A 20,561-nucleotide genomic window follows, 5' to 3' on the forward strand; every position below is an offset into this window, starting at 1 on the left:
TAGCATTACACTATTAGAATGTTATAGGAGTGGCTAATGTCCGCCAAACCATCAATTATAAAACGAATCTTCACCCTGATTTGGAAAACCATTAACGGTATTCGCAAAATCATCCTTAATTTAATTTTCTTCGGTTTCATTGCCATTATTGTTGTAGCACTGAGCGCAGATGATGAAATCGTTGTTGAAGATCAATCAGCTTTAGTGTTAAACCTTGCTGGCAGCATTGTTGATCAAAAACGTCATGTTGATCCTATAGAGGCCCTATTCAAACAAGGAAAGGGTAATGATCCTGAAGGCGAAGTTCTGCTTTCTGACATCATTTATGTCATAGACAGTGCCACCCAAGACCCACGCATCAATACAATAGTCCTTCAAATGAGTAATTTACGTGCTGGCGGGATCAGTAAAATGACAGCCATAGGTGAGGCACTTAATAACTTTAAAGAATCTGGTAAAACAGTTGTGGCATTTGGTAACTCTTATGAGCAAAACCAATACTTCCTTGCCAGTTACGCCAATAGCATTTATCTCAATAATAAAGGTGCTGTTTCTTTGGAAGGCTTAAGTAGTTACCGTTTATTTTATAAATCTGCGCTAGACAAATTAAATGTCAGCACTCACGTGTTCCGTGTTGGTACCTTCAAGTCTGCAGTAGAACCTTTCATTCGTGATGACATGTCTGCCCCAGCTAAAGAAGCAAGCAGTGCATTACTGAATGATATTTGGCAAAACTATGAATCTATCGTGGCATCAAACCGTGACATTAACGAAAACGACATAGTATTAAACCCGCAGCGCTACTTAACCGAACTTGATAATGTATCAGGTGACTCTGCGCAATTAGCCTTAAATATGAAATGGGTTGATGAACTGGTATCTGATGAAGCATTCCGTTTAGCCATGGTAGACAAAGTCGGTACAAACAAAGATGGCGAATCATTTAAACAGATTTCATTCTCAGATTATTATGCAGCTGTAAAACCAATACCTAGTCTAATTGAGCAAGATTCTGTTGGCATAATTGTGGCTAAAGGCAATATTCTTAATGGCAAGCAACAAGCTGGTCAAATTGGTGGCGAAAGCACTTCGGCATTACTTAAAAAAGCCCGCTTTGATGACAAAGTCAAAGCCGTGGTTTTACGAGTCGACAGCCCTGGTGGCAGCGCGTTTGCTTCAGAGAAAATCCGCCAAGAAGTCATAGCATTAAAAGATGCAGGCAAGCCTGTTGTAGTGAGTATGGGTAGCCTTGCAGCATCGGGGGGTTATTGGATTTCAGCCAGTGCTGATTATATTTACGCTACGCCAACGACATTAACCGGTTCAATTGGTATTTTTGGTATGTTTGCCACCTTTGAGAAAGTTCTTTCAAATTGGGGCATTAATTCTGATGGTGTTTCGACCTCAGAATGGGCTGGTATTTCAGCAACACGCGCTTTAGATCCAAACGTATCAGCCGTTGTACAACGTCACATCGAACATGGCTATCATGAATTTATCTCATTGGTTGCTGAAGAACGTAACATGAGCTTAGAACAAGTTGACCGTATCGCTCAAGGCCGTGTCTGGTCAGGTACTCGCGCTGTTGAACTGGGTTTAGTAGACGAACTAGGTGATATTGATAGCGCTGTAGCAAAAGCGGCTGCACTTGCTGAAATCGAAAAATTTGATACCAAAATAATTGAACGAGAACTCTCAACAGAAGAAGTATTTGTTCAGAAAATGTTAGCCACAGCATCGCCATACCTGCCAGCAGCTTCAACTCAATCACCGATGCTTGAACAGCTATTCAGCGAATGGTCATCTGTCATTGAAGAGTTCACCATGTTTGATGATCCTAATGGCATGTACTTATATTGCGAACACTGCAATTACTAGTAATGCAGTTACAACAATTATGGACAGCGATTAGTTGAAAGAATTAACTAAATAATAAGCTTAAATTTGACCAGCACAAACCTTAAGGTTTGTTAGGCTAAACTGCTCAAATTGAATAATATTCAAAAATGCCCGCATTGCGGGCATTTTTATTGGGTTTTAGTTAATCTAAGACGTATAATTTGCAGATCTAATAATTTCCAGTTCTGAGAACCGACTTCAATGACAAAACGTTCTATATATGTCGCCTACACTGGCGGTACCATAGGTATGCGCAAAACTGACCACGGCTTTGCACCCGTGGCAGGCTTTTTAACTGACTGCGTAAAATCTATGCCTGAGTTTTATCATGAAGAGATGCCAAGCTTTGTTATTAATGAGTACTCGCCGTTAATTGACTCATCTAATATGGCTCCGACAGACTGGCAATTGATTGCTAATGACATTAAAGATAATTACGAAAAGTATGATGGCTTTGTCATCTTGCATGGCACCGACACCATGGCGTATACCGCCTCTGCATTATCATTTATGCTACAAGGCCTATCAAAGCCAGTGATTGTGACAGGTTCGCAAATACCGTTAGCTCAACTTCGCTCAGATGGCCAAACAAACTTACTGAACTCACTGTATATCGCAGCTAATTACCCTGTTGCTGAAGTCTGCTTATTTTTTAATAACAAACTGTTCCGCGGTAACCGTTCAACCAAAGCCCATGCTGACGGTTTTGATGCATTTGCATCACCTAACTTCCCGCTGTTACTGGAAGCAGGTATAAAGATAAATCTACGAGCCGGTAAAGTCACTGAACCCAATGAAGCACCATTGATGCCTCTTGAAGTGATAAATATCAGCCCGCAACCTGTGGGAGTGATTACACTTTATCCGGGAATATCTACCGAAATTTTTGCCAATATTTTAATGCAACCTGTTAAAGCATTAATCCTTCTTACTTTTGGCGTCGGAAATGCACCACAAGATAAGGCGCTGTTAGATACGCTAAAACAAGCTGATGAACGTGGAATTGTCATTGTGAACCTAACGCAATGTTTCCAAGGTAAGGTCAATATGGGCGGTTATGCGACAGGTAATGCTCTGGAACAAGCTGGAGTGATTAGCGGCTCTGACATGACCATCGAAGCGGCATTAGCTAAGCTTCACTATTTACTATCAAAAGATTTAACAGCAAGTGAAGTAAAGTCGGCAATGAAGAGAAACTTATTAGGCGAACTTACCGAGTAACCTGTACAAATAGATTTAAACTATTGTAAATATGTTATAAAAAAGCCGCATTTATCAATGCGGCTTTTATTTTTGTTTAGCAAAATATTCATTGCAAGCTGTGAATTATGTACTAAATATCCGACTCTTTAAACTCTGCAATTGATTCACCGCGAAATTCTTTTTTGAGTTCAGACTTAGATAACTCATTAATTTTACCACCAGCGCCAATCGTAAAATGATCAGTCTGGGATAATTTACGAGCTTGATAGAGCATAACGACCTGCAAAGTGGATTCTTTTTGCTCATCCGATAACACTGTACCGTCGTCCCACTTTCCTGTTTCAGCGGCTGAACGAAGACGATGATAAACTTCTTCAGGCATGTCATCGATGACTTTATTGATATCATTCATACGCTTTTCCGTTTATGTAATACAATTCTGGCACGAGTAACACTATAGCCAACAAAACCAAAAACAAAACAGCCTGTTGCTATATAAGACTGAATACCAGTTGCAGTTTCACCGCCCCAAAACCAAATCACCACACCTGCAATAAATAAAGTTAAAAACACAAAACTGTGGGTCATTAACTTATTTGATTGCTGAATATGACTAATAATACGAACAGATTCGTTATCACCGTCAGTTTTAGAACGGCAATGAGAGCATTCTTTCGCTTTACTAGAAATACGCTTTTGACATGAAGGACATTCAATTAACGCCATAACTGGATTACTCTGTTAAATTATCAACAACAGCAAGCATAGCTACTAGCGATGCTTCACCTAGGTATTCACAACGTGCTGGAGACCAACCTACAACAGGATCTGGTAAATTGTCATTATCTTTAAATGGCATTTCTAACGTGTTTGCAAGACATTTAAATGTATTACCTACCCAGTTAGAACCAACCGTTAAGTTCGCTTGTCCAGGCTCATCTTTGTCATATCCGTATTTAGTTTGGAAATCGGCACTTGCCATGCCTAATGCAGCTAGGAACTGCTCTTGTAACTTAGCCATATGCGGAGTGTAATTCGGTGCGCCTTCACAACCTGCAACAAACACGTAAGGTAAGCCTTCATCACCGTGGACATCATAGAATAAATCTACACCAGTCTCTTTCATCTTGTTGGTAACGTAATACACTTCAGGGCTTCGCTCTAGACTCGGCGACTGCCACTCACGGTTTAAGTTAGTACCAACCGCATTAGTACGTAAATGGCCTCTTACACTGCCATCAGGATTCATGTTTGGCACAATGTAAAAGTTAGCTTTATCCAATAACAGTTTCGCTGTTGGGCAATCACTGTCTAACAGCTGGTTTAATAAACCTTCAATTAACCACTCTGCCATTGTCTCACCGGGATGCTGTCTTGCAGTAATCCAAATGTTCTTTTTAGCTGGGTCGTTATCACCGATTTTAAGCAAGCTCATGTCACGGCCATCAAGTGTTAAACCTAAATTTTCAAGGCTTACAGATGGGTGTAATTGCACTGAGCTAATTAAATCTAAATGGCGCTCATAGCTGTATGGCGCAAAGTATGCAATTTGTATCGCTTCACAGTCTAAATCAACTTGAATCGTTAACTTACCATCTTGGTAGCTAGTTGGTAGACGAAACCAGTGTTGGCGATCGTAGCTCGCTACAGCTTGATAGTCTTCCCAACCTTTAGGATAAGACGCTGTACCAGCATTCATGATGTTTAAATTATAAGTTTGACCGATTTCACCTTCCATACGGAAGTTGAACCATTGATAGAACTCACCGCCTTCATCAGGTCTGATAGCCAATTGAATGTCATCGTGCTTGTCTAGATTGATAGTCTCAATGTTGCCACCATCAAAATTCGCGCTAATACGCATAGGACTTCCTTATGTAAGGTTATTATCGATTTTTATGCCAGCATCTTATCAAATGCCGTTACTCAATAAAATCAAATGGTGAACAACTGCTAAACATCTGCTCAAATTATGTCAGGTTTTAGTCATAATATGGCAGTAATACAAACAAAGCATCACAGTATAAGCTATCTAAAAATAATGAATGTAGTGGATTCAAATACAGAAATGCCGAATATGCAGGTATTCGGCATTATGAGATTCTTTACAACGAAATGATTTTAAACTTTGTCCGTAGTTTTCATAGTAAGTTTGGCTGTCGGCAAAAACTTAAATACTGCGACTTACAGCATTGTAATAAAAGCTTTAAATCAAAATAGGACTAAAACAATAACCTTTACCTCGCACAGTGTTGATTAACTCGCGAGGTAAAGACTTTTTAGCCATCTTCCGGCGTGTATTGCTGATGTGCATATCAAGGTTACGATCAAACTCACCTAATTCTTTGTGCAATACTCGCATTTGCAACTCTGCTTTAGTAACCACCTCGCCTTTACGTTGGAACAAGTACTTAAACAAACGGTATTCAGTTTGAGTCAATTTTAAATGCTGAGTATTGAGCATGACTGTATTGTTTACGTCTTCAAATAAAATATCATCAAAATCTGATTGATGAACAACCTTTTCACTGCGACGTCGAAGTACATTGACTCTCAATAACAACTCTTTGACGTTGAAAGGTGCAGATATGTAATCATCTGCACCTTGTTCAAATGCATTAATGCGTTCTTGATCTACATTGTTGTTAGCCAACACGATGACTGGAGTCTGACAGTGCTTAGCCATGAGTAACCAAAATGAATCCATCTTCGGGACATTGTAATCTAAAAGAATAACTTCAAATTCGTGTCTCTCTAATTCCACCAGCGCATTAAAGCCATTATCGACGATGTGAATTTCATATCCCATCGATTCCATTTGTTGGCATAGGTGCAAGCTATTTGTGAGCTGTTGATCAATCAAGAGAATCTTTTTCATAACGGTCTTAATCTAAACGAGAACAATTACCATTTAGATTATCATCGTCACTGCATTATTACTAGTTAATTAATGTAAATTTGCGAGCCAAGTTATCTTTTGATCTTTTAATTGAATGAATATTCCCTAGTTTGTAATTAATCATTGCAAACATTAATTGATGGGTATACATTTATCGTTAATCGACGATTAACTATAAAGATCAACTAATGACTAAGTTCAAGTAAGCCACTCATACTATTAGTGAGTAAATTATTTAAGCTTAAAAATGTTGAATAAAACAGATGTAGAATCAAGTCTAAACCAAAACAAGTTCTTTACCGATATGCGTTGGATCGATGGTTAGTTTCTAGCTCATCTAAATTAATAGGAATGTACGCTATGACACAAGATTGCAGCCAAAGATCAGCTGCCGCTTTTAAAGTCACAGAGCAGCAATTAAATAATGAGAAGTCATTTGCCGCTCAAGCTAAAGCGATGGCCCACCCTGCCCGTATAAGGATTCTTAAAATACTGTTTAACTTGGATGAACTCGGCGGTTGTTTAAGTAGCGATTTAGTAGCTGAAGTGGGTTTGGCGCAATCCACAGTGTCAGAACATATTCGTATTTTAAAACAAGCAGGTTTTATAAATGCCGAACCTAATCCACCTAAAATTTGTTATCGCATCAACCGACAAGCACTTAATAATTATCAACAGCAATTTGATCGATTATTTTAACTAACTAGATAAACAAGGTATTCGAAAAATCTTTTAATTTTATAGAAGATTTCAAGCTATTAAATCGTCTTTCGACGATAAACGAAACAGCTTATTCGAATATACAAACAAAGAGAAAAAACCATGAGTGAAATGATTACTGACTCTGCCACCAAGAAAATGAGTTTTCTTGATCGCTACTTAACCCTATGGATATTCGTTGCCATGGCAGTTGGTGTGTCTATTGGTGCCCTATTTCCACAGGTTGAACAAATCACCAACTCGATGAGTGTGGGAAGTACAAATATACCGCTGGCAATTGGCCTTATTTTAATGATGTATCCACCGCTGGCTAAAGTTGATTATCGCTTGCTAGGTAAAGTCACTAAAGATAAACAAGCCATTACCTTGTCATTAATCATGAATTGGATTGTCGGACCAATCTTAATGTTTATCTTAGCGATAACTTTTCTAAGTGATTACCCTGGCTATATGGTCGGAATTATTTTAATTGGAATAGCACGTTGTATCGCCATGGTATTGGTTTGGAATGATATTGGCGGTGGCAATAAAGAGTTAGGCGCAGCACTTGTTGCAATCAATAGCGTGTTTCAAATCTTAACTTATAGCGTAATGGCATGGTTATTTATTACGGTATTACCACCAATATTTGGCTATGAAGGTTTTGTGGTTGATATCTCAATGGCAGACATAGCTCAAAGCGTACTGATTTATCTAGGTATTCCTTTTCTAGCTGGCTTTTTAAGCCGTAAAATACTGGTCGCCCGTAACGGTGAGCAATGGTACAACGAAGTGTTTATTCCAAAGATATCGCCAATTACCTTAATTGCGTTATTGGGTACCATTGTATTGATGTTCAGTTTAAAAGGAGACATGATCCTTGAGCTGCCAATGGATGTGCTAAGAGTCGCTTTACCTCTGGGTATTTACTTCATTTTGATGTTCTTTATCAGTTTCTTTATTGGCGACAGAATGGGGATACCTTATGACAAAAACGCCTCGATTGCTTTCACTGCAACCGGTAACAACTTTGAACTCGCCATTGCAGTCTCTATCGCTGTGTTTGGGATCCATTCTGACCAAGCGTTTGCCGGTGTTATTGGACCATTAATCGAAGTGCCTGTATTAATTGCACTCGTTAATATCGCCCTTAGGATGAAAGCGAAATCAGAAGCAAAATTAGCAGCGAAGAAAGTTAGTGAATTAAATGCCAATTAATTTTAGCTAGTTATTGGTTAATCTTAGTAAGTCATTGCGATGTTCAATTAGCAAAGCGAGTCATTATTTTAATGGCTTGCTTTTTATTTACCTTTGTTTGTAACAATGTTTACAGTAACGAATAGCGGTCTAAAAATATCATAAACTCTGTAAGTTAATAAATTTGTTGATAAACTCTACGAGCCTACTGTATTGAATAGGTCTTTCATTAAAAAGGTTGCGAAATGGCAAAATCATTAGTGTCTACATCATTTATAGTGCCGTTAATACACAATACAGAACATTTCCATATTATCCCTCTAAATGAAGATATTGCTGAATTAGATTATGAAGCCGTTATGTCAAGCCTAGACTCTTTGCAAGGTATCTTCGGGCCTCATTCAAATTGGCCTGAACAAGACATGACACTAGAGCAAAACATCATTAGTCTTAACGTGCATAAACAAGAATTCGAAGCACGAACAGCTTTTGCTTATTCAGTTTTTAATTTGGCGAAAACTCAGTGCCTAGGCTCAATTTACATCGACCCAAGTGACTTTTCACAATATCAATGTGTGGTTCATTTTTGGATACGAAACGATAGTATTGAACAAGAGTGTATATTGTTTCAAACAATAAAAAACTGGCTTAATGATGAATGGCACTATACTCAAGTCGCATTTCCTGGGCGAACGATTTCATGGCAAGACTGGCTAAATAAACCATCATAAAATCAGCGTAGTAATTGAGTTTCAATTAACAGCATTTTAATCTTGTATTATTTACAAAAAAAAGGCAAATATCATGAGTAGTCGCGTATACGTATTAGCACAATTTAAGCCTAAAGCAGGCAAAGAAGCTGAGTTATTTGACATTCTTAAAGCACTTGAACCTGACTCATATCGTGAACAAGGATGCATTCAATATATGCTGACTCGACAAATCGATCACCCAAGTGCAACCAGAAACGAATACCCAATTGTATTCAACGAAATTTGGGACAACGCCGAGTCTTGGGCAGCACATGGGCGTAGAAAACAAATTCAACATTTCTTTGAAACCCAAGTTCAAGCAGAATCAGGTTTAGTAGAAGATGCCAAAGTAACGGCATACTCAGACGAAGGTTATCACTATGATGCACCAATCTATGAATAGAGACGCTGAATAAAGCACTGTTTATTTTTGATTACCTATTATCCAGCTTTACGATTTATTCAAAAGGAATTGAATACGATGACTTACCCATTATTTTTCAAAAGACTGCTTATTTTGGCGCTGTTACTAAATTCGCCGCCAATAATCGCACATATTTTAATCCCCATTGGATTGGAACCTGCGCTACTGATTATGTCATTAGCATTTTGGACAAATATTCCGCTTCAGTTAGGTCTAGGCCACCTTATAGTTGAACCTGATATCGTTTATGGCGAATTTAGCGTAATGGATACGTCATTTGCGGTAATAATGGCTACCGTGTTGTTTTGGGTAATCTGCGCTGCAATTTTATCTTTGTTTAGTTTATACATTTCAAACAAATATCAGCTTAAATGATAGATATTTACCCAATCTCAGGCTCGAACACAAGCACAAATCCCATCAAGGTATTTAGGTGACTGACATGGGTAAAATATAGGCACAAAAAAGCCGACTTTATTCAGTCGGCTTTTTGATGTGAACTAACCCGTAACTAAGTTACTTATTGGTCATCAACTGTTTAATGTACTTAACAGGTGCACTACCATAGCTTAAGAACTTTTCATGGAATTCTTTTAAATCAAAGTCTTCTTTTTGAGCTAGTTTTAACTCTTCTCGTAAATCGTAAATTTCACGATAGCCAGAGTAATAGCTAGTTAGTTGTACTTGGCTTAATGTTGCACGGCGCCACTTACCTTCTGCTTCAGCTTGTTGTTGGAATGCTTCGTTGGTCATTAAGTCGATAGCCTGCTCTTCTGTCATGCCATTCACTTGAATGCTGTAATCTAAAATGGTGTTGGCAATGACGCGTAAGTTCCACTTGTAATACATCAACCACATTTCAGGTTCAAAATCACCATAGCCTTCTTCAAGCATCATACGCTCAGTATAAACTGCCCAGCCTTCAACCATTGCACCATTACCGAATAGGCTTTTCACTAAACTTGGTGACTCATTTGAATACACTAGTTGAGTGTAGTGACCAGGGATCGCTTCATGAATATTGAGCACTTGTAAAATCCAGTGGTTATATTCACGCAAATAACTCTCTGCTGATTCGTCACTCATACCATCAAGAGGTGTCACATTGTAATAAGTATTCGCATCCTTTTCATACGGGCCAGGCGCACTGATTGATGCACCAGCAAAACCACGCATATACTCTGGGGTTTCACGTACAACTAATGGCTTTGAGGGATCTAGCGTCATCAGTTGTTTCTCGTTTACGAATTTCACTAACTCAGGGATTTGTGCTCTGACTTCATCTACAAAGTCTTCGCGCTTTACGTGTTTAACTGATAACACATCAATGAGTTGCTTAATGGCCACATTGTCATCTTGTGGTTTAGGGGTATCAATGTACTTAGACCAAATGTCATTGGTGATCTTTGCCATTTCCGCTTGAACGCGATGTTTATCAGCGGTCGCTTTTTCAAATAGTGCTTTGCCTGACATGCCTGCTTGAATATCTAAGGCAAATTTTTCTTCATACAACTCTTCACCAATTCTAAAGCTACGCGCGCCTTCTTTTTCAAGTTTAGCTTCAAGCTGAGTTAACCATTCAATGTGCTCAGTTACTGCTGTTTTGGCTAGTTCAAAACGATGGGTAAATAGGTCTTTGTCAGCTTGAGTTAAACCAGAGTCCGCAACTTTTTGAGCAAGATCATCAGACAGTACTGAAAAAGCACCTTGGTTTTGCATAATTGCTAGTTGAGTATGTTCAATGGTTGGGTTGTCTATATTTGCTTGGGCAGCTTGATAATAAGCAGGTACATTTTCTAAACGCGCAACCACAGACTTAAGTCTTTCATCCAAAGGCGCAAAATCTTCGTTAATGATCTGAGCAAACCCGCCTGCTACATTGTATTGTGAAGGATTCCACTGCCACGCTTTAAAGCGCTCTTGCTGCCATTTGATGCTGGCTAATAAGTTTGAAATTAATTCATAATCAATCAAATCATTGGTACTTAATGTGCTTTTATCAAACGCTAACAACTTAGTTTGCTGAGTATTTACAAACGCTAATGTTTTTGCACGAGCAGCATCATTTGGTACTTCCAAATAGCCGTCATTAACATGCTTGCCACTGTATAGTGCCCAAGTTGGTGACCATTGCCATAAATCATTAATGAACCCATCAGAAAAATCCGCAAAATTTAATTGAACTTGCTCAGCGGCAGTGACGGTTTCACTTTGAGTGGTAGCACTATTACATCCTGCTAATGCACCTATTCCAAGTACAACAGCAAGTGAGATTGCAGCTTTTTTCATTGTCTGGCTTCCTTTAATCAATGTGATAATTTTATTATTATTTTTAACTAATTTGCTTTAATAAACCGATTAGCATTTTGTTGTTAACTTTTTTGTGGCATAAGTAAATCATGAACTTAAATAAATTTCAGCTCAATTCCTATATTTGACATCTTTTGTGACATCTTTTAGTTGTGCTTGATCTAGTGACAACTCGAAACTGGTACAACTGAATTATTAACTAAATAAATGAGCAAAATCTTTATAATGTTTGAAAAGGAAAACATAATGGCAGCAAAACGATTCAGTCTTATTCTTAATGGTAAAAAAGCGGGTATACCTGAAATACGTACAGCTGTTTATTCATTGAGAGAGCAAGGTTATGACTTAGCTGTAAAAGTCACTTGGGAAGGCGCTGATATGGAGCGTTTGATTCAAGAATCGATAAATGCCGGTTTTGATAGAATAATCATTGGTGGTGGCGATGGCTCACTCAACGAAGCAGTAACAGCCTTAATGCACTTACAAGCCAAACATAAAGAAGCGCAGCTGATATTACCAGAGGTTGCCGTGTTACCACTTGGCACAGCCAATGACTTTGCAACCTCAGCCCAAATCCCAACTGGAATAACTCAAGCTTTATCCTTTGCTATGACAGGAGAAGCATCAGCGATCGATTTAATCGCCGCTAACGATCGCCACTTTATTAATGTCGCAGCAGCTGGCTTTGGTGCACAAGTGACCGCTGAAACACCTGTTGAATTAAAAGATTTTCTTGGCGGTGGAGCTTATACCCTTACAGGTTTAGCTAAAGCCATTGGCTTTAAACCTTATGAAGGCACCATTAAAACCGATAAAGGTAGTTTCAGTGGTAATATTGTCGTAGGGGCAATGTGCAATGGACGCCAAGCTGGTGGCGGACAAGTGCTTGCACCTGATGCCAAAATTAACGATGGCTTAATGGATGTCACCTTATTAAAAGGATTTACTCCCTTAGACTTACCAAAAGTCATTGAAGAAATTAGCTCCTCTACCACCGATGGCGAATTTTGTTTTCACTTTCAAACTCGCTGGTTAGAGATCGACTTCCCATTAACCTTGCCTCTAAACCTTGATGGTGAACCTTATCATTGTGAGCAAGTTCGCTTTGAAGTAAAACCTAATGCAATTGAGTTTGTTTTACCGCAATCGAGTCCGATACTAGTATAGTTTATTAACACATCATCCTATTTTACCCTTGATGATATTAGTCATGCCTTTAGGAGCAAATAAAACTATTCGTTGCTATTGGTTTAATATCTTAGGGGTAATTTTCAATACAAAATTAGCTAAATTACACCCCAAATTATTTCGCTATTAGCTCTTGATCATTTTAATCTAGCAACTTCTGCTCGCCCTAGACTCCAGTAATTCTTTTAATGATTGCGGTAATATCTTACGAGCTTTACTACTAATGGACTGTTCGTGCTTTTGCCATAAAATACCGAGGAATATTATGCCTAAGCCGATAATCGTTAAACTGATTGGAAATAACCAACTGTCTTTAAATATACTTGATGCAAGATGCTCAATGTAAATAAAGCTACCGATAGCGCCGAAAACGACAAACACTCTTCGGACCAGCATCGCACCGCTCACAATCATGGCCATATTGATACAAAAATAGAAAAACTTACTCCATTCTGAATCAGAGTTCATTGAAGTTAAAGCACCCCAAAAGGCCAGTATTCCAAATAAATATATCCAAAAAGCATAATCAGCTTTGTAGCGAGAACGAATATCAATCCAGAATGCTAATGCGATCATTAATAAACCAGTATATAAAGATACTATTTTACGAAGCTCCCAGCTGTAGTCGCCACCATTTAGCATAGCTGTTAAATCCATTGTTAAATACCAAAGCGTAATAGCAATTGGCATCATTAAAAACGGATACTTATACTTCCAAGCAATAATCCCCCCAACTATCAAAGTTCCTAGTTCCATATAAAGCCAATGCCATTTTATGTAACGATGATAGTCTCGGTATACTGCATCATCGGGCCAGATCCCTAGTGCTTGTTGTAAGCCATAAATGGTTAAAGGGGTTAGTGCTACAACAAATGTGGCACAAATGCCTGCAGGTATGGCTAACTCCCTATTCTTAAAGTAATGAGTTAAGCCTAAACCTATGAGACCATAAAAACAGGATAATGAAACAATGCCAATGCCACCGAAAGCCTCCCAGCCTAGCTCCATAAACAAGGTCATCGCACCAATAGCAATAAAGCCACCGAAGTAATACAACACATGGGTAAAATCAAAACGCGCCGACATCGCAGTATTGGACTTTTGATTTGGATGATTCTGTAAATATTGCCAAAGAGTATTAGCTTGCTGTATCGTCAATATGTCTTCTTCAACGGCATCGTTGAGTTGTTGCTGTGAGAGATCCATTCCATGCTCTCCTGCTCTACGTATGAGCAATTAATAGCGATGATTCACGTTACTTTAATGCTGAACATCCGACAAGTTTGATGAAGCTAATTTCATCTTTTACTTAAGACATACTCGCCCGATTATGAAAATAGCTCATAGCTTTCAATATTCCGTTGGCTTTCTTAATTTAGCGAAGAGCTAGAATTAAGAAAGCAAAAACCCGCTATTTTCAATAACGGGCTCTTTCGTTAAATATGATGGATAGATAAGGATTTGAACCCTACATTGAGACGCTACAAACTATTTGTATTAAAAACTCAATATCCAGAGACAAAAAAGCCCGCTATTTTTTAATAACGGGCTCTTTCGATCAATATGGTGGATAGATAAGGATTTGCCCCCTACATTGAGACGCTACAAACCTTTTAAATATCTTTCCAAATAACTCAAATTTCAAAAAGCAAAAAGCAAAAAGCCCGCTATAAAATAGCGGGCTTTTCTTAATATGGCGGAGAGATAGGGATTTGAACCCTAGATGGGCTACAAACCCATGCCGGTTTTCAAGACCGGTGCATTCGACCACTCTGCCATCTCTCCGAACGCCGAGAATAATAAGGGTCTCAAGGTTCGCTGTAAAGCATAAATTAAAAAAAACGGATTGTTTGCTCAACATAGCGCCATCATGATGTTTTTTTAGCATCATGCAACCTATTCCATTTGTAATTACAGTCACGAAATAGTACTGAAATAATATATTATATATTTCGTGACTCTTTCATAAACCAAGAACAATTTTCATTAAAAAAAGCCGATACATTGAAGTAACGGCCTTTTTATCATGTCGTAGAGAAAGAACTTTAAGCTCTTCTATACTTTATTAATTAAATCAAATTTTCATAACTGGTCTAAGCGACTTCATCGGCTTTATCTAATCTACCTTTTTGTTCTACTTCAGTTAGTAAACCTCTTATCAAACTAAAGCAGCCTACAAGCAAAATAATAGTAAAAGGCAACGCGGCAATAATCGTTATCGACTGTAAGGCTTGAATTGACTGTGTTCCGCCAATCCATAGCATTACCATAGCGATTGCGCCTGAGATAACAACCCAAACAACCTTTTGACGATCTGGAACTTGTAGCTTACCGCCTGCGGTCATACCGTCAATAACGATAGAACCTGAATCCAAGGTGGTTACAAAGAATACAATAATCAGTGCGATCGCAATGAGAGATAAAATATTACCAAGCGGATAAGCCTCCAGCATATAGAACAAACTTAACGAAACGTCTGTTATACCTTGATCGATCCCCAGTTGCCCTACCTTATCAATAACCTGTTGAATTGCGACACCACCAAAAATCGACATCCATGCGGTTGTAACAAGTGTAGGAATGATTAATACGCATAACAGGAACTGGCGTATGGTACGGCCTTTAGAAATACGAGCCACAAACATGCCAAAAAATGGCGCATATGCCACCCACCAAGCCCAATAGAATACCGTCCAACCATGTAACCATGTCGTATCTTCACGACCAGCAGATTGACTTAACGGAATGATATTTTTTACATAACCAATAACTGCAGTGGCTAATGAATCAAGTACCGTGGTGAAATTAAGTACGGCAATAAACGCGATGAATATAAAGGCGATAATCATATTCAGGTTACTTAAAAACTTAATGCCCCCATTCATACCACGCAGAACAGAGAAAATGGCTAAGCCCATGATGAGAGCAATAATACTCTGCTGCAGGAAAATATTATTATCAAAGCCAAACACATGGCTGATGCCACTGGCAGCTTGCGTGCCGCCTAATCCAAGAGATGTTGCCAAACCAAATAAGGTGACCAATACAGTGAGTACATCAATAACGTCGCCTGTTTTACCCCAGACCCTATCCCCTAGTAATGGATAAAACACCGAGCGCATTGATAAAGGCAGCCCTTTGTTATAAACAAAATAAGCGAGACAAAGCGCAGTCATGCCATAAATTGCCCACGCATGGAATCCCCAATGAAAAGCGGTTGCCCCTAAGGATACTTCACGGCCTTCAGCGGTATATGGATCAACACCCAATGGCGTACCAAACCAGTTTGTAAAGAAGGCAGTCGGTTCTGCCACGCCCCAAAAAATTAATCCAATCCCCATTCCTGCGGCAAATAGCATGGCTATCCATGACACCATGGAATAATCAGCCTCTGCTTTATCACCGCCTAAACGAATTTTACCCAAAGGCGAAAACGCAATAACGATTGCAAAAAGCAACATTAAATTTGCTCCCCACATAAACAGGAAGTCAAAATTGGAAAGCACGGCACCTTTAACTGAGTCGATAGCAGCTTTGGCATCTGCTGGTGAGAGTATTAATAAAGTGACGATGAAGAGAAGAGAAAAGCCGACTGAGGCGGTAAAAACGGTGTTGTGGACATCCATGCCCAATTTATTAACGTTATCTTGTCCAATTTGATAATCTGTAGATTCAATACTGTATTTGTCTGATTTAAAACTCATAAATTATGATGTTCGTATATCCGTTTACCGAATATAAAGACCACTCCATTTTGCTTAATGTTTGATTAGCTAGCTGTATCACTACAACGCTTGTGATACCTCCTTAATAAGGAAAATCAAGGCTATAAGCAAATCCCAAGCTTGAGATTCTACCATAATAACGAGCGCATTCTTTGATGTTGCCCCATTTCACAACAAGAAATGCAGATTAACAAATCAACCCTCTTTAAAAATGCAACTTCCCAGTAATACTGAGTACAAGCATAAGGAATCCAGTAACAAAGTTGATTGTATAATTCTGTTATATTGAAAGTGACATGGAATTTACGATATGAAAACCAAGTTACTTGGGGCTAAATGCTAGATCTCATTTTTGAACATAGATGCGTTAGAACTCAGGAATTGAAAACGATTATTGGCATTTGGGAGTAAAGTGAACAAAAAAGTTTATTAAGACTCTACTTATTTTTTCCCTGCTTATTTCCACTGTAATTTCCGAATCAATTTACCACCTCGTTAAGAGGCAAGTAATATTTTAGTTATAATAAGCTGCGCAGCAGCAAAGCCAACTGCTTTTTATCCTTGTTGAATTTATTGTTAAATTTCAATTCGATCACCATGGCTTGGTGGTGTAGATGTTACTGTAAACACTAAATCCATTTCGTGCAGGTTGCTTAATTTATGCTTTGAACCCGCTGGGATATAAATCCCCTCACTTGGTTTGACTTTGAATATTTCCCCCTCAAGTTCCATTGTCGCAATACCAGATAAGATAAAAAAGAATTGCTCTGCTTTGGTGTGGAAATGACGTGATTCAGAACAACCAGAAGGCACTCTTTCTTGGATTACACTTAGGTTTTTAGATTTTACCAGATGCCAACCATCACACTGATTTCCCCAAGTGTAATGCTCGGCTAATCTATTGTTAGTAACTGCCAAAAGTGCTCCTTGAAATATAATGCCCTATTAAAAGGGCTAGAATGTTAAGTTGCGAAAATAGGCCCTGTTTTGTACCTCTTAATCGACTTATTATCTCAATTATTCACCACGCCAAATAAATTCAGCCTTTTGAATTATTTGATTAAATTCAGTTTCGTCAATAGTTCCGTCAGCCAAGCGCTTCTCTGCATCAAGCTTTTTTAGGTGGTATTCATATTCAGTGGCGGCAAGAATATACCCCAACTCTCGTTCCGTTATTTTAGAATCTTTAAAATGCCGCATAGCGATTTTCTTATTCCACGCTTTTCCTTTCGGAGGTTCAGGAAGTGTGTAATCACGATCTAAAGGTAAAACACCGGAAATCTTATAGCCTTTATCAATATAATCTTTAGCACATTGATAAAGCATATAGTCTATAGAATCTTCTAAACCATAAAAATGTAGGTAATAACCAGCGGAACACTCGCCAATCTCTTTACCATTGACATCAAGGATCTGGACCTCTCGACTGGAACAACCAATGACAGAAAAGCAAACAAATATCACTACACACATTTTGGAATACATTGCAGAACCTTAATACATGTAACACCGCAGTAAGCGGAATATCATTGAGGGTTATACTGTGAAACGAAACAGCCAACTGTTATTTATACCGCTTGAATAGCTTGTTAAGTTTGGCTTTTGTTCCAAACCTGTCGTAGCCAATTGACAAGAGTCATGAACAGATGAGCGGCAGAAGCTATAAGTGCAACATAAATGAAAGTAGGAACAAACCAGCTCTCTGCAGTGTCGTAAACAAAGTTCCAATTTATTCCATTACTCCCACGAAATATACCGCCAGGGTTCTCTAGTACCTCCCAAATTACAATGACTAAAGTTACAGATAGAGATACAACTAAACCTGAAAAAAGGCCAAAGAGCCAGAAGTGTTTCTTTATATATTCCATCTTAATTTACTCGTCTCCATTTGCTGAAACGGCAGAAAGGCATAGGCAAATAAACGCCTCAAACACCAGCAATGTTTACACCGTCTGCGTACTTTGACTTGTTAAGCTCTTTTGCAGGAGCCCAGTTGCCTGTACCTAAAAATGTTTCTACAAAGTTTTGTAGGGAGAAACCTAGATTCTCGATACAAGATTTTTCTCCACCGTCCTCAAAAGAAGCTTTGTTAACAAAATCTTTAAATGCTTCAAAATCTTTCGACATATTCCGAACTAATATATGTGCGAGGTTATAGCTAAGTGCTTGACCTTCATCAGTGGAGAGGAAACTATCACCACTCCAAAACTCCTGAATAGTCTCTCGATTCCAATATTTTTCATGCTTCGCTACAATTTCTTTATTTAAGTAAAGATGATTCCCCGTCAATACATCTTCCATAACAACCGCTAAACCTTCATTTAACCAAGTAGGGATTGGTAGATGAGCCAAACAAGCATGGGTTAGTTCATGAACAGCAATTGGCTCTGCAATATCTATATCCTGAGAAGGAAATACGAAATGCCCATAGCCGTCATTAATATACATACCCGAACTTAAGCCAAACTCACCTTCATCGGGCAGGAAAACTTCTACATACTCGTAATACTGTTCGATATCTTGAAAAATCATCGCGACATGCTTTCCAAACCCTTCATCGGAGGCTATGCCATTTAATGATGTCAAAATCCTCTTTAATGTTCTTTCCAAAAAACTAGAGAATACTTTGATATATCTGTCGCTTTCATCTGACATAATTGAAAAGTTTATAGACTCTTCAACCCTGTAACCATCGCCAAATTCTGATGCTACTGATTCTAACCATTTATGACATTCCATGGCCCACTTTGATTGCAGCTCATCATGGCTTAAATCTTCACCAATTCTTAGCGCAATTTCATTCCAGTTTGGCTTAATACTCATCGAGTTCTCTATTCGTGATGCTTAACGCCTAACTAATGAGCGCAAAATGCTTGGCTAAAATTAGCGACGAAGGAGAACAAGCCAAGCGCTTTGCGTCCTTTTAAGTAACTTGTTAGCTTTCACCTTTTACCAAATAGGTAGGTTTGTCTTTTTTCTGAACAATATTAAAAGACTTAAATGCCACACTTGAAGTAGTAACTGAAATTTCATGCCCCAAAGGCAACGCTTGTTGAATATTAGATTTAGTTAAAGTTTTATTCATTGCGCCAATAATTATCCCTTTAATTGCTATCTGCCCCTCAAGGTCGAAAAAGTCATGACCGCTATCGTGATAAAACTCATCATCCATCAAATGAACCCGATATTCGTCTTCATAGCTCCATTCAATGTACTTTGTAGTGCATAATTCAAAGAACTTACGTTTAGCCTCATTATCCTTTTGCGAAAACAACTTTTCTAAATCTACATTTTCTCTACTTTTTCGATAGCGAATAGCTTCAGCCGCTTTGTTAGGTACTTCTAACTCAAGCGCAACGCCTTTATGTTTATCGCCATAATGCCCCCATAATAGAGGGCTATTCCAACTAGCGCTGCAACAAAGAACTCGAAATAAGTTATCAATCTTTTTCTTGTTTTCATTTATCACAGTCCTATTAAACTTGTCATCCAATGTCATAGAAGTCAGTTCAAATGGGTCGTTGAAATCAGAGAAACGAGAAACCTTTAACCTTTGGTCTTTTAATGCTTTCAACGCATATTCTTCAGAAAGAAAGTGGAAAAGTTTCACCGTGATTCCTTGTGATAGCTAACAGCTTATTGAACGGCTCACCGATTAAAGTCTGCCGCTTAAGTTATTGATTAATATAACCCTACAATTTCTATCTTATTGATGTAAATACTAATTAGTTATTAATGTCTTAAAATAAAACCCGCTTGCCTGATAAAAGTAGCTGCAAAAAATGGGATTTATTTAAAACACATTTATCAATATATTAGAGTAAACAGCATTAGTTAATACATACAACTTTAGTTTACGTATTAATTGTATTCATTCATTTAGCTACAAATTCTCATTATAACTGTATATAAATCAGCTAATGCTTCTTTGAGTTAGTCATTTGTTATTAGAAGGCAGTTTAATAAATACGACGAAGTTTAATTTCAAACAGGTAATTGGGTAGAAATGAGCTAGATATTTTATTTGTAACCAACTTCGACAAGCTACAAAAAATCACTAACGCTTACGATGGAGCGTCACTTCCCCTCGAAAGCTAGAATCTTAAGTGCAGGATGCACTAAATGCCTTGAAGCACACGGAAGTGCGAGAAAGGCCATGGCTAAACACGCGCTATTTGCTTACTTACCTCAAATCAAATTGAGCATTCAAACCTACGAATAATTTCAGGAAATAATTGTAGTTAAAAATAAACTTGCGGGCTCAA

Annotated in this window: 19 protein-coding genes and 1 tRNA gene; 8 read left to right on the top strand and 12 right to left on the bottom strand. The window is 38.3% G+C overall.

Going from position 1 to position 20,561, the window contains the following annotated elements; all coding sequences use genetic code 11:
* The first annotated feature begins 36 nt into the window (after positions 1–36).
* The gene (gene sppA, locus AC0L4E_RS09125) at positions 37–1,878 is read left to right on the top strand and encodes a signal peptide peptidase SppA (protein ID WP_473678939.1); all 1,842 of its coding nucleotides are present in this window, start codon (positions 37–39) and stop codon (positions 1,876–1,878) included.
* Positions 1,879–2,100: 222 nt separating this feature from the next.
* Positions 2,101–3,120, top strand: coding sequence for an asparaginase (gene ansA, locus AC0L4E_RS09130; protein ID WP_473678940.1), 1,020 nt, complete (start codon positions 2,101–2,103; stop codon positions 3,118–3,120).
* Between the two features lie 112 nt (positions 3,121–3,232).
* Here ansA and AC0L4E_RS09135 read toward each other — a convergent pair whose 3' ends face one another.
* From AC0L4E_RS09135 to AC0L4E_RS09150, 4 genes are all read right to left on the bottom strand, one after another.
* The gene (locus tag AC0L4E_RS09135; protein ID WP_473678941.1) at positions 3,233–3,514 is read right to left on the bottom strand and encodes a YeaC family protein; all 282 of its coding nucleotides are present in this window, start codon (positions 3,512–3,514) and stop codon (positions 3,233–3,235) included.
* Positions 3,511–3,828: a zinc ribbon domain-containing protein gene (locus tag AC0L4E_RS09140; RefSeq protein ID WP_473678942.1), complete on the bottom strand. Its 318-nt coding sequence runs from the start codon at positions 3,826–3,828 to the stop codon at positions 3,511–3,513. Before AC0L4E_RS09140 ends, AC0L4E_RS09135 begins: the two co-directional genes overlap by 4 nt.
* 7 nt (positions 3,829–3,835) lie before the next feature.
* Positions 3,836–4,966: a M14 family metallopeptidase gene (locus tag AC0L4E_RS09145; protein WP_473678943.1), complete on the bottom strand. Its 1,131-nt coding sequence runs from the start codon at positions 4,964–4,966 to the stop codon at positions 3,836–3,838.
* A gap of 342 nt (positions 4,967–5,308) precedes the next feature.
* Positions 5,309–5,980 (bottom strand): response regulator transcription factor, encoded by a 672-nt coding sequence (locus AC0L4E_RS09150; protein ID WP_473678944.1) that lies wholly within the window; start codon positions 5,978–5,980, stop codon positions 5,309–5,311.
* 381 nt (positions 5,981–6,361) lie between these two features.
* On the opposite strand from AC0L4E_RS09150, the gene AC0L4E_RS09155 reads away from it, so the two are divergent.
* The 5 genes from AC0L4E_RS09155 to AC0L4E_RS09175 all read left to right on the top strand — a co-directional run bounded on the left by AC0L4E_RS09155 (position 6,362) and on the right by AC0L4E_RS09175 (position 9,448).
* A complete protein-coding gene (locus tag AC0L4E_RS09155) occupies positions 6,362–6,700 on the top strand; it encodes an ArsR/SmtB family transcription factor (protein ID WP_473678945.1) in 339 nt (112 codons plus the stop codon).
* A gap of 123 nt (positions 6,701–6,823) precedes the next feature.
* On the top strand, positions 6,824–7,918 hold the full coding sequence (gene arsB / locus AC0L4E_RS09160; protein ID WP_473678946.1) for an ACR3 family arsenite efflux transporter: 1,095 nt from the start codon (positions 6,824–6,826) through the stop codon (positions 7,916–7,918).
* Positions 7,919–8,142: 224 nt separating this feature from the next.
* Positions 8,143–8,628, top strand: a complete 486-nt coding sequence (locus AC0L4E_RS09165) for a hypothetical protein (RefSeq protein ID WP_473678947.1) — start codon at positions 8,143–8,145, stop codon at positions 8,626–8,628.
* Positions 8,629–8,701: 73 nt separating this feature from the next.
* The gene (locus AC0L4E_RS09170) at positions 8,702–9,052 is read left to right on the top strand and encodes a putative quinol monooxygenase (RefSeq protein WP_473678948.1); all 351 of its coding nucleotides are present in this window, start codon (positions 8,702–8,704) and stop codon (positions 9,050–9,052) included.
* Between the two features lie 78 nt (positions 9,053–9,130).
* Complete coding sequence (locus AC0L4E_RS09175) at positions 9,131–9,448, top strand: hypothetical protein (protein WP_473678949.1); 318 nt, start codon at positions 9,131–9,133, stop codon at positions 9,446–9,448.
* A gap of 141 nt (positions 9,449–9,589) precedes the next feature.
* Here AC0L4E_RS09175 and AC0L4E_RS09180 read toward each other — a convergent pair whose 3' ends face one another.
* A complete protein-coding gene (locus AC0L4E_RS09180; protein ID WP_473678950.1) occupies positions 9,590–11,362 on the bottom strand; it encodes a DUF885 domain-containing protein in 1,773 nt (590 codons plus the stop codon).
* Between the two features lie 267 nt (positions 11,363–11,629).
* On the opposite strand from AC0L4E_RS09180, the gene yegS reads away from it, so the two are divergent.
* Positions 11,630–12,550 (top strand): lipid kinase YegS, encoded by a 921-nt coding sequence (gene yegS, locus AC0L4E_RS09185; RefSeq protein ID WP_473678951.1) that lies wholly within the window; start codon positions 11,630–11,632, stop codon positions 12,548–12,550.
* Positions 12,551–12,718: 168 nt separating this feature from the next.
* On the opposite strand, the gene AC0L4E_RS09190 is transcribed toward yegS, so the two are convergent.
* The 7 genes from AC0L4E_RS09190 to AC0L4E_RS09220 form a co-directional block, all read right to left on the bottom strand.
* Positions 12,719–13,777: a DUF2157 domain-containing protein gene (locus tag AC0L4E_RS09190; RefSeq protein WP_473678952.1), complete on the bottom strand. Its 1,059-nt coding sequence runs from the start codon at positions 13,775–13,777 to the stop codon at positions 12,719–12,721.
* Between the two features lie 488 nt (positions 13,778–14,265).
* Positions 14,266–14,356: transfer RNA gene (locus AC0L4E_RS09195), tRNA-Ser, on the bottom strand.
* 308 nt (positions 14,357–14,664) lie between these two features.
* Complete coding sequence (locus AC0L4E_RS09200) at positions 14,665–16,275, bottom strand: BCCT family transporter (RefSeq protein WP_473678953.1); 1,611 nt, start codon at positions 16,273–16,275, stop codon at positions 14,665–14,667.
* Between the two features lie 597 nt (positions 16,276–16,872).
* Positions 16,873–17,214 (bottom strand): cupin domain-containing protein, encoded by a 342-nt coding sequence (locus tag AC0L4E_RS09205; RefSeq protein WP_473678954.1) that lies wholly within the window; start codon positions 17,212–17,214, stop codon positions 16,873–16,875.
* A gap of 99 nt (positions 17,215–17,313) precedes the next feature.
* Positions 17,314–17,781, bottom strand: a complete 468-nt coding sequence (locus AC0L4E_RS09210; protein WP_473678955.1) for a hypothetical protein — start codon at positions 17,779–17,781, stop codon at positions 17,314–17,316.
* A gap of 441 nt (positions 17,782–18,222) precedes the next feature.
* Positions 18,223–19,119: a gluzincin family metallopeptidase gene (locus AC0L4E_RS09215; protein ID WP_473678956.1), complete on the bottom strand. Its 897-nt coding sequence runs from the start codon at positions 19,117–19,119 to the stop codon at positions 18,223–18,225.
* Positions 19,120–19,231: 112 nt separating this feature from the next.
* Positions 19,232–19,906: a DUF2971 domain-containing protein gene (locus AC0L4E_RS09220; RefSeq protein ID WP_473678957.1), complete on the bottom strand. Its 675-nt coding sequence runs from the start codon at positions 19,904–19,906 to the stop codon at positions 19,232–19,234.
* Positions 19,907–20,561: the final 655 nt, after the last annotated feature.

This window comes from Shewanella sp. GJ50-10 (assembly GCF_055808815.1).

What these genes read in the sequence shown, in the direction of transcription:
- sppA (WP_473678939.1), top strand. Translation starts at nt 37, where the DNA reads ATGTCCGCCAAACCATCAATTATAAAACGAATCTTCACCCTGATTTGG.
- ansA (WP_473678940.1), top strand. Translation starts at nt 2,101, where the DNA reads ATGACAAAACGTTCTATATATGTCGCCTACACTGGCGGTACCATAGGT.
- AC0L4E_RS09135 (WP_473678941.1), bottom strand. Translation starts at nt 3,514, where the DNA reads ATGAATGATATCAATAAAGTCATCGATGACATGCCTGAAGAAGTTTAT.
- AC0L4E_RS09140 (WP_473678942.1), bottom strand. Translation starts at nt 3,828, where the DNA reads ATGGCGTTAATTGAATGTCCTTCATGTCAAAAGCGTATTTCTAGTAAA.
- AC0L4E_RS09145 (WP_473678943.1), bottom strand. Translation starts at nt 4,966, where the DNA reads ATGCGTATTAGCGCGAATTTTGATGGTGGCAACATTGAGACTATCAAT.
- AC0L4E_RS09150 (WP_473678944.1), bottom strand. Translation starts at nt 5,980, where the DNA reads ATGAAAAAGATTCTCTTGATTGATCAACAGCTCACAAATAGCTTGCAC.
- AC0L4E_RS09155 (WP_473678945.1), top strand. Translation starts at nt 6,362, where the DNA reads ATGACACAAGATTGCAGCCAAAGATCAGCTGCCGCTTTTAAAGTCACA.
- arsB (WP_473678946.1), top strand. Translation starts at nt 6,824, where the DNA reads ATGAGTGAAATGATTACTGACTCTGCCACCAAGAAAATGAGTTTTCTT.
- AC0L4E_RS09165 (WP_473678947.1), top strand. Translation starts at nt 8,143, where the DNA reads ATGGCAAAATCATTAGTGTCTACATCATTTATAGTGCCGTTAATACAC.
- AC0L4E_RS09170 (WP_473678948.1), top strand. Translation starts at nt 8,702, where the DNA reads ATGAGTAGTCGCGTATACGTATTAGCACAATTTAAGCCTAAAGCAGGC.
- AC0L4E_RS09175 (WP_473678949.1), top strand. Translation starts at nt 9,131, where the DNA reads ATGACTTACCCATTATTTTTCAAAAGACTGCTTATTTTGGCGCTGTTA.
- AC0L4E_RS09180 (WP_473678950.1), bottom strand. Translation starts at nt 11,362, where the DNA reads ATGAAAAAAGCTGCAATCTCACTTGCTGTTGTACTTGGAATAGGTGCA.
- yegS (WP_473678951.1), top strand. Translation starts at nt 11,630, where the DNA reads ATGGCAGCAAAACGATTCAGTCTTATTCTTAATGGTAAAAAAGCGGGT.
- AC0L4E_RS09190 (WP_473678952.1), bottom strand. Translation starts at nt 13,777, where the DNA reads ATGGATCTCTCACAGCAACAACTCAACGATGCCGTTGAAGAAGACATA.
- AC0L4E_RS09200 (WP_473678953.1), bottom strand. Translation starts at nt 16,275, where the DNA reads ATGAGTTTTAAATCAGACAAATACAGTATTGAATCTACAGATTATCAA.
- AC0L4E_RS09210 (WP_473678955.1), bottom strand. Translation starts at nt 17,781, where the DNA reads ATGTATTCCAAAATGTGTGTAGTGATATTTGTTTGCTTTTCTGTCATT.
- AC0L4E_RS09215 (WP_473678956.1), bottom strand. Translation starts at nt 19,119, where the DNA reads ATGAGTATTAAGCCAAACTGGAATGAAATTGCGCTAAGAATTGGTGAA.